The following is a 20338-nucleotide window of genomic DNA, read 5'->3' on the forward strand; positions in this document are numbered from 1 at the left end:
TAATTATACGAAAAATTTTTCGCATAAAAAATCAACATTATTACAACAAAAATGTCAGTAAGACGACACTTTAGAATAAGAAGTTTACAGTTTTTATATGCTCAATATATATCTAAAATGGATTTAAATAAAGTTGAAGAAAATATGCTTAAAAGTATTAAATCTTTGCATCATCTTTATATTTTTCTTCTCTATTTAATTTTAAAAATTAGAGAAAACGCTTTGAAAAAAAAATTATATAATAAAACAGATTTTATACAAAAATTAGCATATAATTCATTGATAAAAATGTTATCTGAAAATAAATATTTAATAGAAGAATATCGTTCTACAAAAAATTCTGAAAAAGTTTTATGGAATCAACAATATGAATATATTTTTTTTTTATTAAAAAAAAAGCAAAAATCAAATTTTTTCAAGAAATTTTCTGTAAAATCTTGTTCTTCTTTTGAAGAAGAAAAAAATTTTTTAATAAAATATTATAAAAATTTTGTTATTCCAGATAAAAAATTAATAGAATATATAGAAGATTTATACTTTTTTCATGGAAAAGAGGATTTATACATGGCTCATACTATGGTATGCAAAACTCTACAATTTATCAATTATTCCACTCCTAAAAATTTTAAATTGTATAATATATATAACAACGAAGAAAATAAAAAATTTATAATCAAATTATATCGAAATACAATTTTTCATAAAGAAGAATTTAATAATTTAATTAATGATATATCATGTAATTGGGATATTAAAAGAATAGCAATTATAGATTTAATTATATTGCAAATGGCTATTTGCGAATTTTTATATTTTCCAAATATCCCTCCCAAAGCAACTATGAATGAATATATAGAAATAACAAAAATATTTTGTATGGAAAAAAGCAAAATTTTTATTAATGGTATATTAGACCAAATATTTAAATTTTTATATAAAAAAAATAGAATATTCAAAATAGGAAAAGGACTCATGTAAGCATGTAAGTAAGTTTACTTAAACTAAAATATTATATTTCTATGTTTTTTTTATTACAGCAAAATTCTATTATGAGTACCATTTGGATGTTTGTACTAATTTTTATTATATTTTATTTTTTTATGATACGTCCTCAAATAAAAAAACAAAAAAATGAAAAAAAATTTCAAGAAGATTTAAAAATAGGAAATCATATTGTAACAAATTCAGGAATACATGGTAAAATCATAGATATTACAGGATATTTTTTCATACTAGAAACTATCACAGGAAAAATAAAACTTGAAAAAGATACAATTTCAAAAGAATTAACTCAATTACGTTATAATAATAACAATAAAAAATCATAGCATACAATTATTATTTTATTAAACAATGATCAAAAAAATAAAATTGATAGGAATAACGGGAAAAATGGGGACTGGAAAAAGTTTATTTTCTTCTTTTTTCAAAAAAAAAGGAATTCCTGTATATTCTTCAGATAAAAGAGGAAAAATATTAATGAATCAAATAAAAATTATAAAAAAAAATATTATAAAATCTTTTGGACAAGAATCATATAAAAAAAAAAAATAAATACAATTTATTTATCTAAAATAGTGTTTAAAAATTCTACAGCATTAAAATTATTATGTACTATTATACATCCATGGATATCAATAGATTTTAAACACTGGATGTCAGTTATTATTTTACAAAAAAAACCTTTATACGTTATAAAAGAATCAGCTTTATTATTCGAAAGCAAAAGTTATAAAGAATGTGATTTCATTATCACTGTAACTGCGTCTAAAAAAAATATGATTGAAAGAATAATAAAAAGAGATAATTTAAATGAAAATCAAATTATAGATCGATTGAAAAATCAAATATCTAATAAAAAAAGAAAAAAAAAATCCAATCTTATAATCAGAAACTATTCATCTATATATCACTTGCAAAAAAAAGCAAATAAAATACATAAACGATTAGAAAAATTAATTACAAAAAAAAATCAATAATATGGGAAAAGGAGATAAAAAAACTAAAAGAGGAAAAATAAGAAATAAAACTTATGGAAATCTTCGTAAAAATCCAAGAAATACGAAAAAGAAAAAAGAAAAAAGTAAAAATACTAATCTTTTTTAGTTATACTATTGCTATTATCATCATTGGTAAAAATAGATAGAAAATATATTAATTGGGCTAAACAACCAAGAGAAGAAACTACATATGTCATAGCTGCTAAATTTAATGATTCTCTTGCTTTATGATATTCCTGATAATTAACCATATTTTTGGTTTTTAACCAAAATAATGCTCTATTACTTGCGTCGAATTCTATAGGTAATGTAATAAAAGAAAAAATTACAACTAAAAAAAATAACCCTATTCCTAACTTTAAAATTAGGGAATCTTTTCCTCCTGAACTATAAAAGATAGTTAATCCAGACATTATTGCAATATTCACAAATTTAGAACTTAAACTCAAAATAGGGATTAAATAATTCCGTAATTTTAATAGATTATAACCTAATCTATGTTGTAAAGCGTGTCCACATTCATGAGCTGCCACTGCAACGGAAGCTGCTGTACTATCATTATATACATTTTCACTTAAATTAATTGTTTTGTTAATAGGATTATAATGATCAGTCAATTCTCCTGTTACAGAAAGAACATTTACGTCATGAATTCCATGATCTATTAACATTTTTTCTGCTATTTCTTTTCCACTCATACGTGATTGTAAGTATAATTTAGAATAATTTCTAAATTTATTTTTTAATATTGTATTTACAATAACACTTACTAAAACAGTGATCCCTATAATAAAATAGTAAGTCATACAAATCTATTTTTTAACAAAATTATTAATTTATCAATTAAAATGAAAATATATATAAATTAGTTATGTCAAATTTTTGACTATGAATATACCAAAAGTCAACAACCTAAAAAGAATCGTTATTATTGGTGCCGGATTTGCGGGGTTACAAGTAGCAAAAAAATTAAGAAGAGATAAATTTCAGGTGATTCTTATTGATAAAAATAATTATCATACTTTCCAACCTTTATTGTATCAAGTAGCAACAGCAGGTTTAGAACCAGATTCTATAGCACATTCTATTAGAAATATTATAAGAAAAACAAAAAATTTCTTTTTTAGACTGGCTATTGTTCATTATATTAATACAAAAAAACAAACGATACATACAAATGTAGGAAGTTTATCCTATGATTACTTAATTATAGCAACAGGATCTGTGACCAATTATTTTGGAAATAAAAATATAGAATCTTTTGCTTTACCCATGAAATCTATTCCAGAAGCTTTGAATTTAAGAAGTCTTATTTTACAAGATTTTGAATCTGCTTTATTAACAACAGATGAGAAAAAAAAAATAAAACTTATGACTTTTGTCATTGTAGGAGGAGGGCCTACTGGAGTAGAATTAGCTGGTGCTTTAGCTGAAATGAAAAAATATGTATTACCGCATGATTATCCTGATTTAGATATTCGATACATGAATATTCACTTATTACAAGCTACTTCTAGATTACTGGATGGTATGTCTGAACAATCAGCTAAACAAGCTTATAAAAATTTGAAAGAATTAGGTGTTATCATTTGGTTAAATTCTTTAGTGAAAGATTATAATGGAGAAATAGTTTTTATGGAAAAAAATCAAAAAATAGAATCTTTTAATGTAATATGGGCAGCAGGGGTAAAAGGTGCAATTATAAAAGGATTTCTAAAAGAAGATATGGAAGGAAATAGAATTTTAGTTAACAATTATCTTAAAGCTATAAAATATAAAAATATTTTTTCTATTGGAGATGTTGCTTATGTAAACGATAGTAAAAATTATCCTAATGGATATCCCATGACAGCCCAACCTGCTATACAACAAGGAAATCATTTAGCTAGAAATTTGAATTGTTTTATAGATAATATCGAAATGATGAAACCTTTCATTTACAAAAACATAGGTTCTATGGCTACTATTGGTAGAAATAAAGCCGTATGTGATTTTCCTTATTTAAAACTAAAGGGTTTTTTAGCATGGATTACTTGGATGTTTGTTCATTTAGTTAATTTAATAGGTTTTAGAAATAGAGTAATAGCTTTAACAAATTGGATTATTCAATATTTTCATTATAATAAAAGTGTACGTTTAATTATAAGACCATTTCATAGAAGAAAAAAAAGAATTACTTAAAAATAAGTTGAGAAAGAATATTTTTTATTTTATTTTCTGTTTCCATATATTCTTGATGAATATCGCTGTCTATAGTAATTCCACTACCGGCATATAAAATCATTTCTTTTTTATCTTCTTTTATTCTTACACATCTTAAATTCAAATATAGTTCCATATTAGTTTGATTGACTATTCCAATATATCCTGTATAAAAATTTCTTTCGTATCCTTCATTTTTATGAATGAAATCTAAAGAATTCTTCTTAGGAAATCCACATATAGAAGGAGTTGGATGTAAACAACTTAATATTTCATAATAATTAGGTTCCTTATAAAAGGAAAAATATATTGAAGTTTCTAAATGTTTTAAATGACCTATTTTTATAGTTTTTGTATTTTTTATATGAATAGAACCTCTATAAGATTTTAATAAATGAAGTATATATTTTACTACAATTTTATGTTCTTCTATTTCTTTTCTTGTCCAATTTTTTAAACCCCAAATAGTTCCTGCTAAAGCTGAAATTTTTAATTTTTTATCATGACATTTCATGAGAAGTTCAGGAGTAGATCCGATCCAAAATCCATAATGAAAATTATACCAAAGACTAATTAGAGCATTGGGATAAGTATGAATTAATTTCATAAATGTATTTTTAAAATAAAAATTCCGAAAAGGAATTTTTATAGATCTGGATAAAACAACTTTTGTTAAAAATCCTTTCCTTATACTTTCGATAGCTTTTTTTATTAATTTCTTATATTTATAAGAATCTGTTAAAAAAGAAGAGTTTTTTTCCCAAAAAGAAGGAGAAATATTTTCTTGTTTATAAGTTTTTTGTATATCTACAGAATAAATGTTTTTAGGGTGTATTTTTATAATATGATTGTGATTAAAATTTTGAATTAAAAAAAATTTTTCTCCTACAGAATCATAATGAGAATAAAAAAATATTTTTTTATCATAAGGTTTTCTAAAAACAACAAAATTATTATGATTATAATAATTTTTTATAATTTTTTTATATAGAGAAAAAACACTAATTTCTATTGGCATGTTTTCTTTATTGGAATTATAATATTTGTTAATTTACAAAAACTAATCATAGTTTTTTTTTCATCATAAACATTAACTTGAATAAAATGTAAGATATTTCCCTTGTGAAAAATTCTTGCTTCCGCAAATAAAATTCCTTTTTTTATTTTTATAGATCGAATATGATTCGTAGAAATTTCAATACTAAAAACATTAAATTTCCTTTTTTTTTCATTTTCAATATTTATGAAAGAAATAGAACTTCCAACGCTTTCAGCTAAAATTATAGTTGCTCCTCCATGCAAAAAACCAAAAGGTTGAAATATTTCATGATTTATAGGCATTTTTGCAATCAATCTATCTAATTGATTGGATAAAAAAATAAATTGAATTTGCATTATATTTATCAATGTATTTTTTTTTAAGTCATTTAATTCATTTAATAATTCCTCGGTTTTTTTTCTCATAACTAACATAAATAATACATAAATAATAATATAATAATTATTGTTTTTTTGTATATAAACAATTTACATTATATATTATTATTATATATTCTATAACTATTTTTTTCATTAATAAAACATATCTTAAAGAAATTAGAAAATATGAAAGAACAATCTTATGAGGATCTTATTCCTTTGATAGGAATAGAGGGTAAAATTATTGGATTTGAAAAAAAAGAAAAAATTCATATAAAAGGATTACGACATAGTGCTGTTTCTGTTTTTATTTTTAATCTAAAAAATGATTTAATGTTACAAAAAAGATCTTCAAAAAAATACCATTCTTCTTTACTTTGGACTAATACTTGTTGCAGTCATCCTAAAAAAAATGAATCTGTTTTAAAAGCAGCTCACCGTTGTTTAATAGAAGAAATGGGTTTTGATTGTTTTTTGGAACAAAAATTTAGTTTCACTTATCATGAATTTCTTAGTAATGGATTAATAGAAAATGAATTAGATCATGTTTTTATTGGACATTATGAAAAATCTCCAATTATAAATTTTAAAGAAGTAGATAATTGGAAATGGATTTCATTAAATGAATTAATTAAAAATATTTATACTTATCCAACTTCTTATACTATTTGGTTAAAGATTATTATTAAAAATTATTTAAATCAATTAGAATATATAAAAAATGATAGCTACTGTAAATAGAAAAGGATATTTTAGTTCATCACACAGACTTTATAATAATCATTGGGATTTTAAAAAAAATATTGAAATGTTTGGAAAATGTGCAAATTTCAATTATCATGGACATAATTATGAATATATTGTTGGTATTACAGGAGAGATAGATCCTAAAACTGGTTTTGTATTTAATTTACAAAAATTGAAATGTATTCTTTTTGATGAAATAGAAAAACTTTTTGATCATAAAAATATTAATTTAGATATTAAAGAATTCTCATTTATCAATCCCACTATAGAAAATATAGTTGTTTTCATGTGGAATCGAATAAATAGTAAAATACCTTCTGATTTAAAATTAAAAATAACTTTATACGAAACGGTAAATAATTTTGTTGAATATGACGGAAAATAATAAAAATGTTATTAAAAAAACTATTTTATATGATAATCATATTCGTTTAGGAGCCAAAATAGTTAACTATTCCAATTTTTATATGCCACTTCAATATACTTCTTCTTTAATAGAGCATATGCATGTAAGAAATTATGCTGGAATTTTTGATGTAAGTCATATGGGTAAATTTATTTTAAAAGGAAGATATTCTGAAAATCTAATTCAATATTTAACTACGAATGATTTATCTAAAATCAAGATTGGACAAGCTCAATATACTTGTTTAATTAATGATAAAGGAGGAATTATAGATGATATAGTTGTTTATAAAATTTCGGAAAAAAGTTTCTTACTTATAGTAAATGCTTCTAATATTGAAAAAAATAAAAATTGGATCAATAATCATATAAAAAAATATGAATATTCTAATATAGAATTGATAGATGCTTCTCTAACACATTCTGTTTTATCTATTCAAGGTCCATTATCTTTATTTTATATTCAAAAATTAACAAATATTTCATTAAACAAAGTTCCTTTTTATCATTTTAAAATAGGAGAATTTTCGGGAATAAAAAATGTATTAATCTCTAGAACAGGATATACAGGAAATAAAGGAATAGAAATTTATGTTTCCAATGAAAATGCAAAAAAAATATGGAATGATATTTTAAAAATAGAAAAAAAAATAATTCCTTGTGGAATAGCAAGTAGAAATTCATTGAGATTAGAAATGGGATATCGTTTATATGGACAAGATATTTCTGAAAAAACAACTCCTATAGAAGCAAATTTATCTTGGATAATTAATTTTGATAAAAAATTTATAGCTAAAAAAATATTACAAAAACAAAAAAAAGAAGGAAAATATAAAAAGTTTATATCTTTTCTTGTTGAAAAAGAAAAAAAAATTCCAAGACCAGGACATTTATTAATAGATGAAAATAAAATTTCTGTTGGTTATGTTACTTCTGGTGTTTATTCTCCAGTTCTAAAAAAAGGAATTGGAATGGGATATATAACTAATATAGAAAAAAAAGATTCTATATTTCTTTTCATCAGAAAGAAAAAAATTCCTATTAAAATAGTCAAATTACCTTTTATAAAAATTTAAAACTAAATGTTTAATTTTATATGATGAAATTATAAAAAAACCATAGTTTTATCGAAAAAAAAAATATAATATATTCGGAACATTTTCAAAAAAATTTTTTGTTAGCTCTTCCTGTATTTCTTACCCAATTAGGTGTAATATGTATAGGATTATGTGATAATATAATGATTGGTTTTTTGGGGAAAAAAGCTTTAGCGTCAATTTCATTATCAAATTCTGTTTTTTTTGTTATAATCATTTTTGGATTGGGAATATCTACAGGTATTTCTACCTTAATTGCATCTATAGATGTAAAAAAAGAATATAAAAAAGGCGCTATTATTTTTCATCATGGTTTAATTTTAAATTTTTTTTTATCTATACTAATGTATGGATTAGTACATGTATTTTTATATATATTTCCTTATTTAGGACAACCTAAAGAAATATTAAACGAAACTATTTCTTTTTTAAAAATAGTATCTATATCTTTCATTCCTTGGATGATATTCGAAGTTTTTAGAAAATTTTCAGAAGGTTTATCTTTAGTATTTCCTGGTTTAATTGTAACTTGGATGTCTGTTTTTATTAATATTGTACTAAATTATATATTTCTTCACGGTAGTTGTGGTTTTCCGAAACTAGGTGTTGTTGGTATTGCTTATGCTACATTAGCATCTAGAATAATCATGTTAATTGGAATTATGATTTTATTATATCAATACAAAAAAGTACATAATTATTATAATCAATTGAAATATTTTTTTTTTAAAAAAAAATATTTCAAAGAAATATTGAAAATAGGAGTTCCCTCTGGATTACATATGTTATTTGAAATGAGCGCTTTTTCTTTATCTTCTTTTATATCAGGAGTATGCGGAACAAAAGTATTAGCTGCTCACCAAATAGTTATGAGTTTAGTTTCTTCTACTTTTATTCTCAATACAGGTTTTTCTGTAACTGCTACAATAAGAATAGCAAACCAATTAGCCCTAAAAAATTATTTAGAATTAAAAAAAATAGGAACATCTATTTTTTCTATGGGATTTATTTTTATGTTAATTTGTGGCCTTTTATTTTTCTTCTTTCGAGGCTATATTCCTTATATATACATCAAGAATGATGAAGAAGTCATTAAAATTGCAGAAAAAATGATAATAGTTGCTAGTTTTTTTCAATTATCCGATGGATTACAAGGAGTTATTCTTGGAGCATTAAGAGGTTTACAAGATGTTCATATTCCTATGTGGATTAGTTTTTTTTCTTATTGGATTATTGCTTTACCTACAGCATGGTTTTTATCTATAAAAATGGGAGGAATAGGGGTATGGATTGGGTTAGGATTTGGTTTAACTATATCAGCTATCTTACTTTTTATAAGATATAAAACTATTATCGATAAAATAATAAAAATGAAATAAACATTTCATATTCAAATAATTCATCATATAACAGTTCGTGTTAAATATCTATATTTGTTTTTCAACATATGAAATTAAAATTTTAATAAAAATAAAATTTTCATTATTTATTCTTTATGAAAACATTTCAAGAATACAATTTTTTCGATAAAAATATTATTCAAGCTATAGAAGATATTGGTTTTAAATATCCAACACCAATACAAGAAAAAGTTATTCCTTTTTTACTATCTTCAGAAAAAGACATTATAGCATTAGCCCAAACAGGAACAGGAAAAACAGCTGCTTTCGGTCTTCCAATCATTCAAAAAGTGAAATTAAAATCTACTCTTCCTCAAGCTTTAATTTTATGTCCTACAAGAGAATTATGTATACAAATAACACGTGATCTTTGTCGATTTTCAAAATTTTCATCATTTATAAAAATTGTTTCTTTATATGGAGGAGCAAATATAAATTCACAAATAAAATCTTTGAAAAAAAAAAATCATATTATAGTAGGAACTCCAGGAAGAATTATTGATTTAATCAAAAGAAAAAAATTATCTTTTGATAAGATTCAATATTTAGTACTTGATGAAGCAGATGAAATGTTAAATATGGGATTTAAAGATGAATTAGATTCTATAATAGAAAAATTACCAAAAAAAAGACAAAGTTTATTATTTTCGGCAACAATGTCTAAATATATGAACGTTATAGCTCATAAATATTTAATAGATCCTGTAGAAATTGTCACGGGGAAAAAAAATATTGGAGCCGATGATGTTAAACACGTTTATTATATAATAGAAAAATTGGATAAAAAATATTTAGCTTTGAAAAGAATTTTGGATATAAATCCTGATATTTATAGTATTATATTTTGTGGAACTAAAAAAGAAACTAAAGAAATAGCTGATTTTTTAACCAAAGATGGTTATAATGCTGATGCTTTATATGGAGACCTTTCACAAACACAACGTGAATCTGTTATGAACAGATTTAGAAATAGAAATCTAAAATTTCTTGTAGCCACAGATGTGGCAGCTCGTGGATTAGATATAAATAATATAACTCATGTTATTAATTACAATCTTCCAAAAGAAAGTCAAATTTATGTCCATAGAAGTGGACGTACAGGAAGAGCTGGAAATACGGGAATTTCTATTTGTATTATTCAAACTAAAGAAACTAGAAATTTAAAAGAATTTGAAAAAAAAATTGGGAAAAGTTTTAACCGTATTATGCTTCCTACGGGAGAAGAAATATGTGAAAAACAATTATTCTATTTTATAGAAAAAATAAAAAAAGTAGTTGTAAATGATAATTTAATGAAAAAATTTCTTCCCAAAATACAGAAAAATTTAGAATTTTTTGATAAAGAAGAATTAATAAAACGTTTTTCTTGGATTGGATTTAATCATTTCATAAATTATTACAAAAATTCTAAAGACTTAAATCCTGTTTTTTATAAAAAAATTATAGGTTCCCGTACAAAAAAAAAATTTTTTTCAAAACTTTTTTTAAATATAGGATCTAAAGATAATTTAACAAAATTAAGATTAATTAATTTAATCAACAAAGCTGTAAATAATTCACGTATTAATATTGGTCATATAAAAATTTTATCAAATTTTTCATTATTTGAAGTAGAAAAACGTTATAGAAATAAAATTTTAATAGGAATGAGTAGAATTAATCATTTTGGAAAACCTATTTCAATAGAAATTAAAAATTAGTTTTATTATGGCAGGAAATATTTTTGGAAATTTATTTAGAGTTAGTACTTTTGGAGAAAGTCATGGAATAGCATTAGGTGGAATTATTGATGGATGTCCAGCTGGAATAGAATTAAATATGAAAGAAATTCAATATGAATTAAATAGAAGAAGGCCTGGACAATCATCTATCGTTACTCAACGAAATGAACCTGATGAAGTAAATTTTTTATCTGGAATTTTTAATAATAAAACAACAGGAACTCCTATTGGATTCGTTGTTTATAACAAAAATCATAAATCTCACGATTATCATCATCTTAAAGAAGTTTATCGTCCATCACATTCGGATTTTACATATGAAAAAAAATATGGAATAAGAGATTATAGAGGAGGAGGGCGTTCTTCTGCAAGAGAAACAATATGTAGAGTTGTAGCAGGAGCTATTGCTAAACAATTAATTAAAGATATTAAGATTACGTCTTATGTATCTTCTGTAGGTAATATATCTATAAATAAATCTTATCAAGAACTAGATCTATCTAGAGAATCAATAGAAAAAAACTCTATAAGATGTCCTGATCCAAATACGGCAGAAAAAATGATATCTAAAATTAAAAAAATAAAAAATAGAGGAGATACTATAGGAGGTATTATAACTTGTATAATTACAAATATTCCAATAGGAATTGGAGAACCAATTTTTGAAAAGTTACATGCTGAATTAGGAAAAGCTATGCTTTCAATTAATGCAGTAAAAGGATTTGAATATGGAAGTGGATTTGATGGAACTAAATTAACTGGTTCTCAACATAATGATTTATTTCAAGAAGATGAAAGCACAAAAACAAATTTATCCGGAGGAATACAAGGAGGAATTTCAAACGGAATGGATATTTATTTTAAAATAGCATTTAAACCTATAGCTACGATAATGAAAAAACAAAAAACTATAGATAAACATGGAAATTTTATCCTTATAGAAGGAAAAGGAAGACATGATCCTTGTGTTTTACCTCGTGCTATTCCTATCGTTGAATCTATGACGGCTTTGGTTTTAGCTGATTATTGGATGTATACTAAATTATCTAAATATTCCTCAATAAAAAAAAATTGAATCGAAAACTTCTTATTTTTATTTTAGGTCCTACCTGTGTAGGAAAAACTTTTATTTCTTTGTTTTTAGCTGAAAAATTTAATACTGAAATTTTATCTTGTGATTCTAGACAATTTTATAAAGAATTAAAAATAGGAACTTCTATGCCCACAATAGAAGAACTCTCTCGTATTCCTCATCATTTTATTGGACATTTAAGTATTCATCAAAATTACAATGCAAAATTATTTGAAATAGATTCCTTAAAAAAAATTTCAAAATTATTTACTAAATATTCCACATTAATTATGGTAGGAGGATCTAGTTTATATGAAAAAGCAGTAACAGAAGGATTGTCAGAATTTCCTGAAATTAGTTTTGATATTAGAAATAATTTAATTTATCATTTTAAAAAAAAAGGAATATCTTTCTTACAAAAAGAATTTTTAAAAATTAAAGAACCAGGTATAAAAATAGATATTTATAATCCTGTACGTTTAATTCGATATTTAGAAATTTTTCAATCTACAGGAAAACCTCCTTCTTTTTTCTACAATAAAAAAAAAAGAAATTTTATAATTTTAAAAATAGGATTGATAATGCCAAGACATAAAATCTATTTTAGAATAAATAATAGAGTAGACCATATGATAAAAATAGGTTTATTAGATGAAGCTAAATTATATTATAATTATAGAAGTTTAAATAGTTTACAAACTATAGGATATCAAGAGATTTTTGATTTTTTTTTAAAAGGAAAAAATGATTTAAATAAAAGTATAGAAGAAATAAAAAAAAACACTAGAAAATATGCAAAAAGACAATTAACCTGGTATAAAAAAGATCCATCAATTATATGGTTTGATTCGAAAGAAAAAAATAAAATATTATATACTATAAAAAAAAAACAGTGGGCAATACTGGATTCGAACCAGTGACCCCCTGCTTGTAAAACAGATGCTCTAAACCAAACTGAGCTAATTGCCCTATTTCCCTATCATTTTATCAAATGTAAGAAAAATTTTAATAATATAACAGAACTTCGGATACTACAAAGGTACTTCCACTTATTAAGATTAAATCTTTTTTATCAGCTCGATTTTTAGCAGCTAAAAAAGCCTTCCTTACTGAAGGAAAAAATTTTATTTTTTCATGATTCTTAAATATTTTACTAACTAATTTTGATAAATCATGTATGGAATATTTTCTATCTATAGAGGGTTGACAAAAATAATAAAAAGACTCAATAGGAAAGTGTCTCAATAATTGATCTACTTTTTTTTCTTTTACAAAACCTAAAATTAGGTGTAATTTTTCATATGATTCTTTTTTTAATTGTTTATTAACCAAATATATACCTTCTTCATTATGAGCTATATCACAAATAATTTTTGGATTTTCTTTTCGTAAAATATGCCATCTACCTTTGAAATTAGTATTTTTTATTACGTTTTTTAATCCTTGTTTTATTGATTGATGAGATACTATAATATTTTTTCTATTATGTAAAATATTTATAATTTTTAATACAATATTCCGATTGAAATCTTGGTAATCTGCTTTAAAAGGAATTTTATATAAAAGATCTTCTTTATTTTTTACGGAAAAATATATTGGTGCATTTTTTTTTAAAGCTTCTTGAAGAAAAAGAAATCGAACTTCTTTAGAAATTTTTCTTCCTATTATTACTGATACGTTTTTTTTTATAATCCCCGCTTTTTCTTCAGCAATTTTTAATTGGTTATTTCCAAGAGTTTCTATATGATCTATACTAATATTTGTAATTACAGATATTTCTGGAATTATCAAATTAGTAGAATCTAACCTTCCACCCATTCCTACCTCAATAATTGCTATATTTACTTTTTTTTCTTTAAAATATTGAAAAGCTAAAGCGGTATTCATTTCAAAAAACGAAACTTTTTCTTTTTCTATAAATTCTTTATTTTCATTTATAAAATTTACAATAAAATCTTTTTCTATCAAGATTCCGTTACAGATTATTCTTTCTCTAAAATCTATTAAATGAGGAGAGGTAAATATTCCTATTTTATATTTTTCTTCTTGTAAAATAGAAGACAACATATGTACTGTAGATCCTTTTCCATTTGTTCCTCCTACATGTATACTTTGAAAGAAATTTTGTGGATTCCCTAAGTAAGAACAAAAATTCTGTATTCTCTTTAAACCTGGTTTGTATGATTTTAATCCTGTTTTATGATAGATTGGAAGGCGTTTAAAAATCCATTGAACTGTTTCTATATAATTCAAGTATAAAATCTTATTAAAAATAACTATAGTACAAAAATATAAATTATTTTCAATAAAAAATTGATTATATTCGTTCTATAATTGATTTTAATTTTTATTCTGAAATAAAGTCATATCTACATTTTATTGAAAAAATTATAGAGGAAGATATAAAAAATGGATTTCCTATAAAAAAAATTAAATTTCGTTTTCCTCCTGAACCTAATGGTTTTCTTCATATTGGACATGTGAAAGCTATATGTTTGAATTTTGAATTAAGTAAAAAATATAAATCTCCAATTAATTTAAGATTTGATGATACTAATCCTATAGTAGAAAATAGAAATTTTATAGATTCTATAAAAAAAGATATTCTATTTTTAGGTTTTCATTGGGATATAGAGAGTTATGCTTCAGATTATTTTTGTAAACTTTATAAATGGGCTATAAAATTAATTAAAAAAAATAAAGCTTATGTTGATGATCAATCTAAAAATATAATCCAACGTCAAAGAAAAAATCCTTTTGAAATTGGAATTGACAGCGATTATAGAAATAGATCTATAGAAGAAAATTTATTTCTTTTTGAAAGAATGAGGAATGGATTTTTTGAAGAAGGAGCTTGTGTTTTAAGAGCTAAAATTAATATGAGTTCTTCAAACATGAACATGCGAGACCCAATTATGTATAGAATTTTACAAAAAAAACATCATAGAACTGGATATCAATGGTGTATTTATCCTACTTATGATTGGACACATGGTCTATGTGATTATATAGAACAAATATCTCATTCTTTGTGTTCTTTAGAATTTGAAAATAGACGACCGTTATATAATTGGTATTTAAATCAAATTTGTACTGAAAATTCAAAAAAAATTATACCTAAACAAATAGAATTCTCAAGATTAAATTTGAGTCATACCATAACCAGCAAAAGAAAGATTCAGTATTTAATTGAAAAAAAAATAATTCAATCTTGGGATGATCCACGTATTTTAACAATATCTGGATTACGTAGAAAAGGATATACTTCTGTTGCTTTAAAAAATTTTATTCATAAAATAGGAATCACTAAAAGAAACAATATCATTGATGTATCTTTTCTAGAATTTTGGATTAGAGAACATTTGAATAAAATAGCTTTAAGAGTTATGGTAGTTTTACGTCCAATACAATTAATTATAGACAATTATTCAGATATTACTGAATGGATTGACGCAGAAAATAATCCAGAGAATCCTAATTTTGGAAATAGAAAAATTCCTTTTTCTAAGTTTTTATATATAGAAGAAGATGATTTTTTAGAAAAAGAAAAAAAAAATTTTTTTCGTCTTTGTATTGGAAAAGAAGTAAGACTTAAAAATGCTTATATCATAAAAGCAAACTCTGTAATAAGAAATTATGAAGGAAAAATAAAAAAAATACATTGTACTTATGATCCTAAAAGTAAATCTGGAAAAAAAAATAAAATTGAAAAAAAAGGAAGAGTAAAAAGTACTTTACATTGGGTGTCTATAAAGCATTCTTTTCCTATAAAAATTAATTTGTATAATCCTCTTTTTTTAAAAAGAAATCCAAATAGTATAGATTTTTATAAACATATCAACCCTAAATCAAAAGATAGAATTATAGGTTATGCAGAACCTTTCTTAAAAAAGGCAAAAAAAGGAGATCATTTTCAATTTCAAAGAATTGGATATTTTTATGTTGATAATGAAATTAAAAATGATCAAATCATTTTTAATAAAACTGTATCCATAAAAAACAAATGGAAAAAAAATGAAAAATAATTTGTTATAATTTTATTCCAAAATTTCAGGATGTAGGTTTTCATATTTTTTTAACCCAGTTCCTGCAGGGATTTTGTGTCCTACGATTACATTTTCTTTTAATCCATGTAAATAATCTATTTTACTACTTATAGCGGCTTCACTTAAAACTTTTGTTGTTTCTTGAAATGAAGCTGCAGATATAAAAGACTTAGTTTGTAATGCTGCTCTTGTTATTCCTTGTAATATAGGTCTTGCCGTAGCTGGGATTGCATTTCTAGTTTTTATTAATTTCTTATTTTTATATTTTAAAACAGCGTTTTCATTTCTTAAATCTCTATAATTAATAATATCTCCATTTTTAATGATTTCAGAATCTCCTGAATTTTCAACTACTTTCATTTGAGATATTTTATCATTTTCTTCTACAAAATCATCTTTATATTCTATATTACCTTCCAAAAACCTTGTATCTCCTACATCTATAACTTCTACTTTTCTCATCATTTGTAAAACAATAATTTCAAAATGTTTATCATTTATTTTCACGCCTTGTAAACGATAAACTTCTTGTATTTCTTTTATTAAATATTCTTGTACTGCTCTAGTTCCTCTTATATTTAAAATATCATTAGGAGTAACAGCTCCATCTGATAAAGGCGTTCCTGCTTTAACATAATCATTTTCTTGAACAAGGATTTGATTGGATAATTTTACTAAATATTTTCTAACTTCTCCTGTTTTGGATTCTACAATAATTTCTCTATTTCCTCTTTTTATTTTTCCATGACTAACAATTCCATCCATTTCTGATACAACAGCTGGATTAGATGGATTACGCGCTTCAAATAATTCAGATAGACGTGGTAACCCCCCTGTAATATCTCCTGATTTAGCTGTTTTTCTTGGAACTTTCACTAGTATTTTTCCTATATCTATTTTTTCTTCATCTTCTACCATTAAATGAGCTCCTACCGGTAAATTATATACTTTTAATTCTTCATTTTCTTCATTAAGAATTTTTAATGTTGGAATTAAATTTTTGTTTCTAACTTCCGTTATTACTTTTTCTTGAAATCCAGTTTGTTCATCTATTTCTACTTGAAAAGTAATACCTTGTTCTAAATGTTGATAAGATATTATACCAGAAAATTCTGCAACAATTACTGCGTTATAAAGATCCCATTTACAAATTAAATCTCCAGATTTTAATTGATCTCCATGTTTTACATATAAAGAGGCTCCATAAGGAACATTATTAACCATTAGTATAGATGATTTTTTTAAATCTAGAAGTTTCATTTCTGTAGTTCTAGAAACTACTATCCCTATTCGATGATAATCTTGTTTTGTTTTTACTAATTTTAAATCTTCAAATTCTACAATTCCATCATATTTTGCTTTTATTTGTGAAGATTCTGTAATATTTCCTGCTGTACCTCCAACATGAAAAGTTCGTAAAGTCAATTGAGTACCTGGTTCTCCGATAGATTGTGCTGCAATCACTCCTACGGCCTCTCCTTCTTGAACTATTTTTCCTGTAGATAGATTACGTCCGTAACATTTAGAACAAATTCCCATTTTTGCTTCACAAGTCAAAGGAGATCTAACTTCTACTATTTCAATTCCGGATTTATCAATGATATCTGCTATTTTTTCATCAATCATTTCTCCTGAAGAAATTATCAATTGATTGCTTTGATAAATATCATTTAAAGATACACGTCCTAAAATTCTATCGAATAAAGTTTCTACAATTTCTTCATTTTTTTTTAATGCAGAAATTTCTAATCCTCGTAAAGTTTTGCAATCTTTCATTTTTATAATGACGTCTTGAGCTGCATCTACTAAACGTCTTGTAAGATATCCAGCATCTGCCGTTTTTAATGCAGTATCTGCTAAACCTTTTCTAGCTCCATGAGTAGATATAAAATATTCTAAAATAGAAAGACCTTCTCTAAAATTGGATAAAATCGGATTTTCAATAATTTCCCCTCCAGAAGATCCTGTTTTTTGAGGTTTTGCCATTAAACCACGCATTCCTGAAAGTTGACGTATTTGCTCTTTAGATCCTCTTGCTCCAGAATCTAACATCATGTATACAGGATTAAATCCTTTTCTGTCTTCACGCATGTATTTCATTACTTTTTCCGTAAGCATAGCGTTAGTATTTGTCCATATATCAATTACTTGATTATAACGTTCATTATTCGTAATTAATCCCATGTTATAATTCATTTTTATATTATCTACTTGTTTAATGGCATTTTGTACCATTTTTTTCTTATTATCAGGAATAATAATATCTCCTAATCCAAAAGATAAACCACCTTTAAACGCATTATAAAAACCTAATTCTTTAATATCGTCTAGAAAATTAGCAGCAGTAGGTACATCTGTAAGATATAATATTTTACCTATAATTTCTCTCAAAGATTTTTTCGTAAGAGATTCATTGATAAATCCTACCTTTTTAGGTACTACTTGATTAAATAATACTCTACCTACAGTAGTTTCTATAATTCTACTTATAAGTTTTTCTTTTTCACGAAGACAAACTTTAACTTTAATTAAAGCATGTAAATCCGCTATTTCTTGATTATACGCTATTTCTACTTCTTCTGGAGAATAAAAAATAAGTCCTTCTCCTTTCACTTTTTTTTTAGAATCTGAAATTAAAGGTTTAGTCATATAATATAATCCTAGCACCATATCTTGAGAAGGAACTGTAATAGGAGAACCGTTAGCTGGATTTAATATATTTTGAGAAGCTAACATCAAAAGTTGAGCTTCTAATATAGCTCCATGAGATAAAGGTAAATGAACAGCCATTTGGTCTCCATCAAAATCTGCATTAAAAGCTGCACAAACTAAAGGATGTAATTGAATAGCTTTTCCTTCTATTAATTTAGGTTGAAAAGCTTGAATTCCTAATCTATGTAATGTAGGTGCCCTATTTAATAATACAGGGTGTCCTTTTAATACGTTTTCTAAAATATCCCATATCATAGGATTTCTTTTATCAATAATTTTTTTTGAAGATTTTACTGTTTTTACTATTCCTCTTTCAATTAATTTTCTTATAATAAAAGGTTTATAAAGTTCTGCTGCCATATCTTTAGGTAATCCACATTCGTGTAATTTCAAATGTGGACCTACTACAATAACAGATCTGGCAGAATAATCAACTCTTTTTCCAAGAAGGTTCTGTCTAAAACGACCTTGTTTCCCTTTTAATGCATCAGATAAAGATTTTAAAGGACGATTAGCCTCTGATTTTACAGCAGAAACTTTCCTTGAATTATCAAAAAGAGAATCTACTGCTTCTTGCAGCATCCTTTTTTCATTTCTTAAAATGACTTCAGGAGCTTTAATTTCTATAAGTCTTTTTAATCTATTATTTCTGATAAGTACACGACGGTATAAATCAGTCATATCAGAGGCAGCATAACGTCCCCCATCTAAAGGAACTAAAGGACGTAATTCAGGAGGAATTACAGCTAATACATGAATTATCATCCAAGATGGATTTCCAAAATTTTTATTTCCTTCTTTAAAAGATTCAACAATTTGTAAGCGTTTTAATGCTTCAGCTCTTCTCTGTTTAGAGGTTTCATTATGAACTTGATTTCTTAATTCCATTGATAAATGATTCAGATCTACTCGATTTAAAAGATCCTCTATGCATTCTGCTCCCATTTTGGCAATAAATTTATTTGGATCAGAATCTTCTAATTGTTGATTTTCTTTTGGAAGTTTGTTTAAAACTTGTAAATATTCTTCTTCAGTCATAAAATCTCCTTTTTGAAAAGGTGATCCATCTAAACGAATACTTTTTCCTCCTTGAATTACAACATATCGTTCATAATAAATAATCATTTCAAGTTTTTTAGAGGGTAATCCTAATAAATATCCTATTTTATTAGGAGAAGACCTAAAACACCAAATATGAACAACAGGAACAACAAGACTTATATGTCCCATACGTTCTCTTCTTACTTTTTTTTCAGTGATTTCAACGCCGCATCTATCACAAACAATACCTTTGTAACGAATTCTTTTATACTTACCACAAGCGCATTCATAATCTTTTACTGGACCAAAAATTCGTTCACAAAAAAGTCCATCTCTTTCTGGTTTATGAGTTCGATAATTAATTGTTTCCGGTTTTAATACTTCTCCGTGAGATTCCTTTAATATGATTTCTGGAGAAGCTAGTCGAATAGTAATTTTATTGAATTTATTTTTTTTTTTTCTATTCATTTTTTGAT

Annotated in this window: 19 protein-coding genes and 1 tRNA gene; 14 read left to right on the forward strand and 6 right to left on the reverse strand. The window is 24.5% G+C overall.

The window, feature by feature from the left end; all coding sequences use genetic code 11:
• Nucleotides 1-51: 51 nt before the first annotated feature.
• From STAT_RS02175 to STAT_RS02190, 5 genes are read left to right on the forward strand one after another with little or no spacing between them, the layout of a single operon-like run.
• Complete coding sequence (locus STAT_RS02175) at nucleotides 52-978, forward strand: transcription antitermination protein NusB (RefSeq protein WP_119305611.1); 927 nt, start codon at nucleotides 52-54, stop codon at nucleotides 976-978.
• A 41-nt stretch (nucleotides 979-1019) separates the two neighbouring features.
• Nucleotides 1020-1328 (forward strand): preprotein translocase subunit YajC, encoded by a 309-nt coding sequence (gene yajC / locus STAT_RS02180; RefSeq protein ID WP_119305612.1) that lies wholly within the window; start codon nucleotides 1020-1022, stop codon nucleotides 1326-1328.
• 25 nt (nucleotides 1329-1353) lie between these two features.
• Nucleotides 1354-1554: a dephospho-CoA kinase gene (locus tag STAT_RS03140; RefSeq protein WP_262512588.1), complete on the forward strand. Its 201-nt coding sequence runs from the start codon at nucleotides 1354-1356 to the stop codon at nucleotides 1552-1554.
• Between the two features lie 23 nt (nucleotides 1555-1577).
• Nucleotides 1578-1979 (forward strand): dephospho-CoA kinase, encoded by a 402-nt coding sequence (locus STAT_RS02185; RefSeq protein WP_262512589.1) that lies wholly within the window; start codon nucleotides 1578-1580, stop codon nucleotides 1977-1979.
• A 1-nt stretch (nucleotide 1980) separates the two neighbouring features.
• Complete coding sequence (locus tag STAT_RS02190) at nucleotides 1981-2106, forward strand: 30S ribosomal protein THX (protein ID WP_119305613.1); 126 nt, start codon at nucleotides 1981-1983, stop codon at nucleotides 2104-2106.
• On the opposite strand, the gene STAT_RS02195 is transcribed toward STAT_RS02190, so the two are convergent.
• Nucleotides 2093-2806, reverse strand: coding sequence for a zinc metallopeptidase (locus STAT_RS02195; RefSeq protein ID WP_119305614.1), 714 nt, complete (start codon nucleotides 2804-2806; stop codon nucleotides 2093-2095). The genes STAT_RS02190 and STAT_RS02195 overlap by 14 nt on opposite strands.
• Before the next feature lie 82 nt (nucleotides 2807-2888).
• On the opposite strand from STAT_RS02195, the gene STAT_RS02200 reads away from it, so the two are divergent.
• Complete coding sequence (locus STAT_RS02200; RefSeq protein ID WP_119305615.1) at nucleotides 2889-4181, forward strand: NAD(P)/FAD-dependent oxidoreductase; 1293 nt, start codon at nucleotides 2889-2891, stop codon at nucleotides 4179-4181.
• Here STAT_RS02200 and STAT_RS02205 read toward each other — a convergent pair.
• Both STAT_RS02205 and STAT_RS02210 read right to left on the reverse strand, forming a co-directional pair.
• The gene (locus STAT_RS02205) at nucleotides 4174-5220 is read right to left on the reverse strand and encodes a chorismate-binding protein (protein ID WP_119305616.1); all 1047 of its coding nucleotides are present in this window, start codon (nucleotides 5218-5220) and stop codon (nucleotides 4174-4176) included. The two genes, STAT_RS02200 and STAT_RS02205, sit on opposite strands and share 8 nt — an antisense overlap.
• Entirely contained in the window at nucleotides 5211-5666 is a 456-nt protein-coding gene (locus STAT_RS02210; protein WP_119305850.1) for a hotdog fold thioesterase, read from the reverse strand. Before STAT_RS02210 ends, STAT_RS02205 begins: the two co-directional genes overlap by 10 nt.
• 141 nt (nucleotides 5667-5807) lie before the next feature.
• Here STAT_RS02210 and STAT_RS02215 point away from each other — a divergent pair, with 141 nt between their 5' ends.
• From STAT_RS02215 to miaA, 7 genes are all read left to right on the forward strand, one after another.
• Nucleotides 5808-6362, forward strand: a complete 555-nt coding sequence (locus STAT_RS02215) for an isopentenyl-diphosphate Delta-isomerase (protein WP_119305617.1) — start codon at nucleotides 5808-5810, stop codon at nucleotides 6360-6362.
• On the forward strand, nucleotides 6343-6753 hold the full coding sequence (locus STAT_RS02220; RefSeq protein ID WP_119305618.1) for a 6-carboxytetrahydropterin synthase: 411 nt from the start codon (nucleotides 6343-6345) through the stop codon (nucleotides 6751-6753). The genes STAT_RS02215 and STAT_RS02220 overlap by 20 nt, the downstream gene beginning before the upstream one ends.
• Complete coding sequence (gene gcvT / locus STAT_RS02225) at nucleotides 6740-7849, forward strand: glycine cleavage system aminomethyltransferase GcvT (protein WP_119305619.1); 1110 nt, start codon at nucleotides 6740-6742, stop codon at nucleotides 7847-7849. The genes STAT_RS02220 and gcvT overlap by 14 nt, the downstream gene beginning before the upstream one ends.
• A gap of 164 nt (nucleotides 7850-8013) precedes the next feature.
• On the forward strand, nucleotides 8014-9249 hold the full coding sequence (locus STAT_RS02230) for an MATE family efflux transporter (RefSeq protein WP_244273578.1): 1236 nt from the start codon (nucleotides 8014-8016) through the stop codon (nucleotides 9247-9249).
• A gap of 116 nt (nucleotides 9250-9365) precedes the next feature.
• Entirely contained in the window at nucleotides 9366-10970 is a 1605-nt protein-coding gene (locus STAT_RS02235) for a DEAD/DEAH box helicase (protein ID WP_119305621.1), read from the forward strand.
• 7 nt (nucleotides 10971-10977) lie between these two features.
• A complete protein-coding gene (aroC, locus tag STAT_RS02240; RefSeq protein WP_119305622.1) occupies nucleotides 10978-12066 on the forward strand; it encodes a chorismate synthase in 1089 nt (362 codons plus the stop codon).
• Nucleotides 12063-12983, forward strand: a complete 921-nt coding sequence (miaA, locus tag STAT_RS02245; RefSeq protein WP_317124581.1) for a tRNA (adenosine(37)-N6)-dimethylallyltransferase MiaA — start codon at nucleotides 12063-12065, stop codon at nucleotides 12981-12983. Before aroC ends, miaA begins: the two co-directional genes overlap by 4 nt.
• On the opposite strand, the gene STAT_RS02250 is transcribed toward miaA, so the two are convergent.
• A tRNA-Val gene (locus STAT_RS02250) sits at nucleotides 12957-13032 on the reverse strand. The two genes, miaA and STAT_RS02250, sit on opposite strands and share 27 nt — an antisense overlap.
• 36 nt (nucleotides 13033-13068) lie before the next feature.
• Entirely contained in the window at nucleotides 13069-14316 is a 1248-nt protein-coding gene (locus tag STAT_RS02255) for a bifunctional folylpolyglutamate synthase/dihydrofolate synthase (RefSeq protein ID WP_119305623.1), read from the reverse strand.
• Between the two features lie 80 nt (nucleotides 14317-14396).
• Between STAT_RS02255 and glnS the strand changes: the two genes are divergently transcribed.
• Nucleotides 14397-16088, forward strand: a complete 1692-nt coding sequence (glnS, locus tag STAT_RS02260; RefSeq protein ID WP_244273579.1) for a glutamine--tRNA ligase — start codon at nucleotides 14397-14399, stop codon at nucleotides 16086-16088.
• Nucleotides 16089-16100: 12 nt separating this feature from the next.
• Here glnS and rpoC read toward each other — a convergent pair whose 3' ends face one another.
• Entirely contained in the window at nucleotides 16101-20330 is a 4230-nt protein-coding gene (rpoC, locus tag STAT_RS02265; RefSeq protein ID WP_119305625.1) for a DNA-directed RNA polymerase subunit beta', read from the reverse strand.
• Between the last annotated feature and the right edge of the window lie 8 nt (nucleotides 20331-20338).

This window comes from Blattabacterium cuenoti STAT (assembly GCF_003573915.1).
In the GTDB taxonomy this organism is placed as follows: Bacteria; Bacteroidota; Bacteroidia; order Flavobacteriales; family Blattabacteriaceae; genus Blattabacterium; species Blattabacterium cuenoti_A.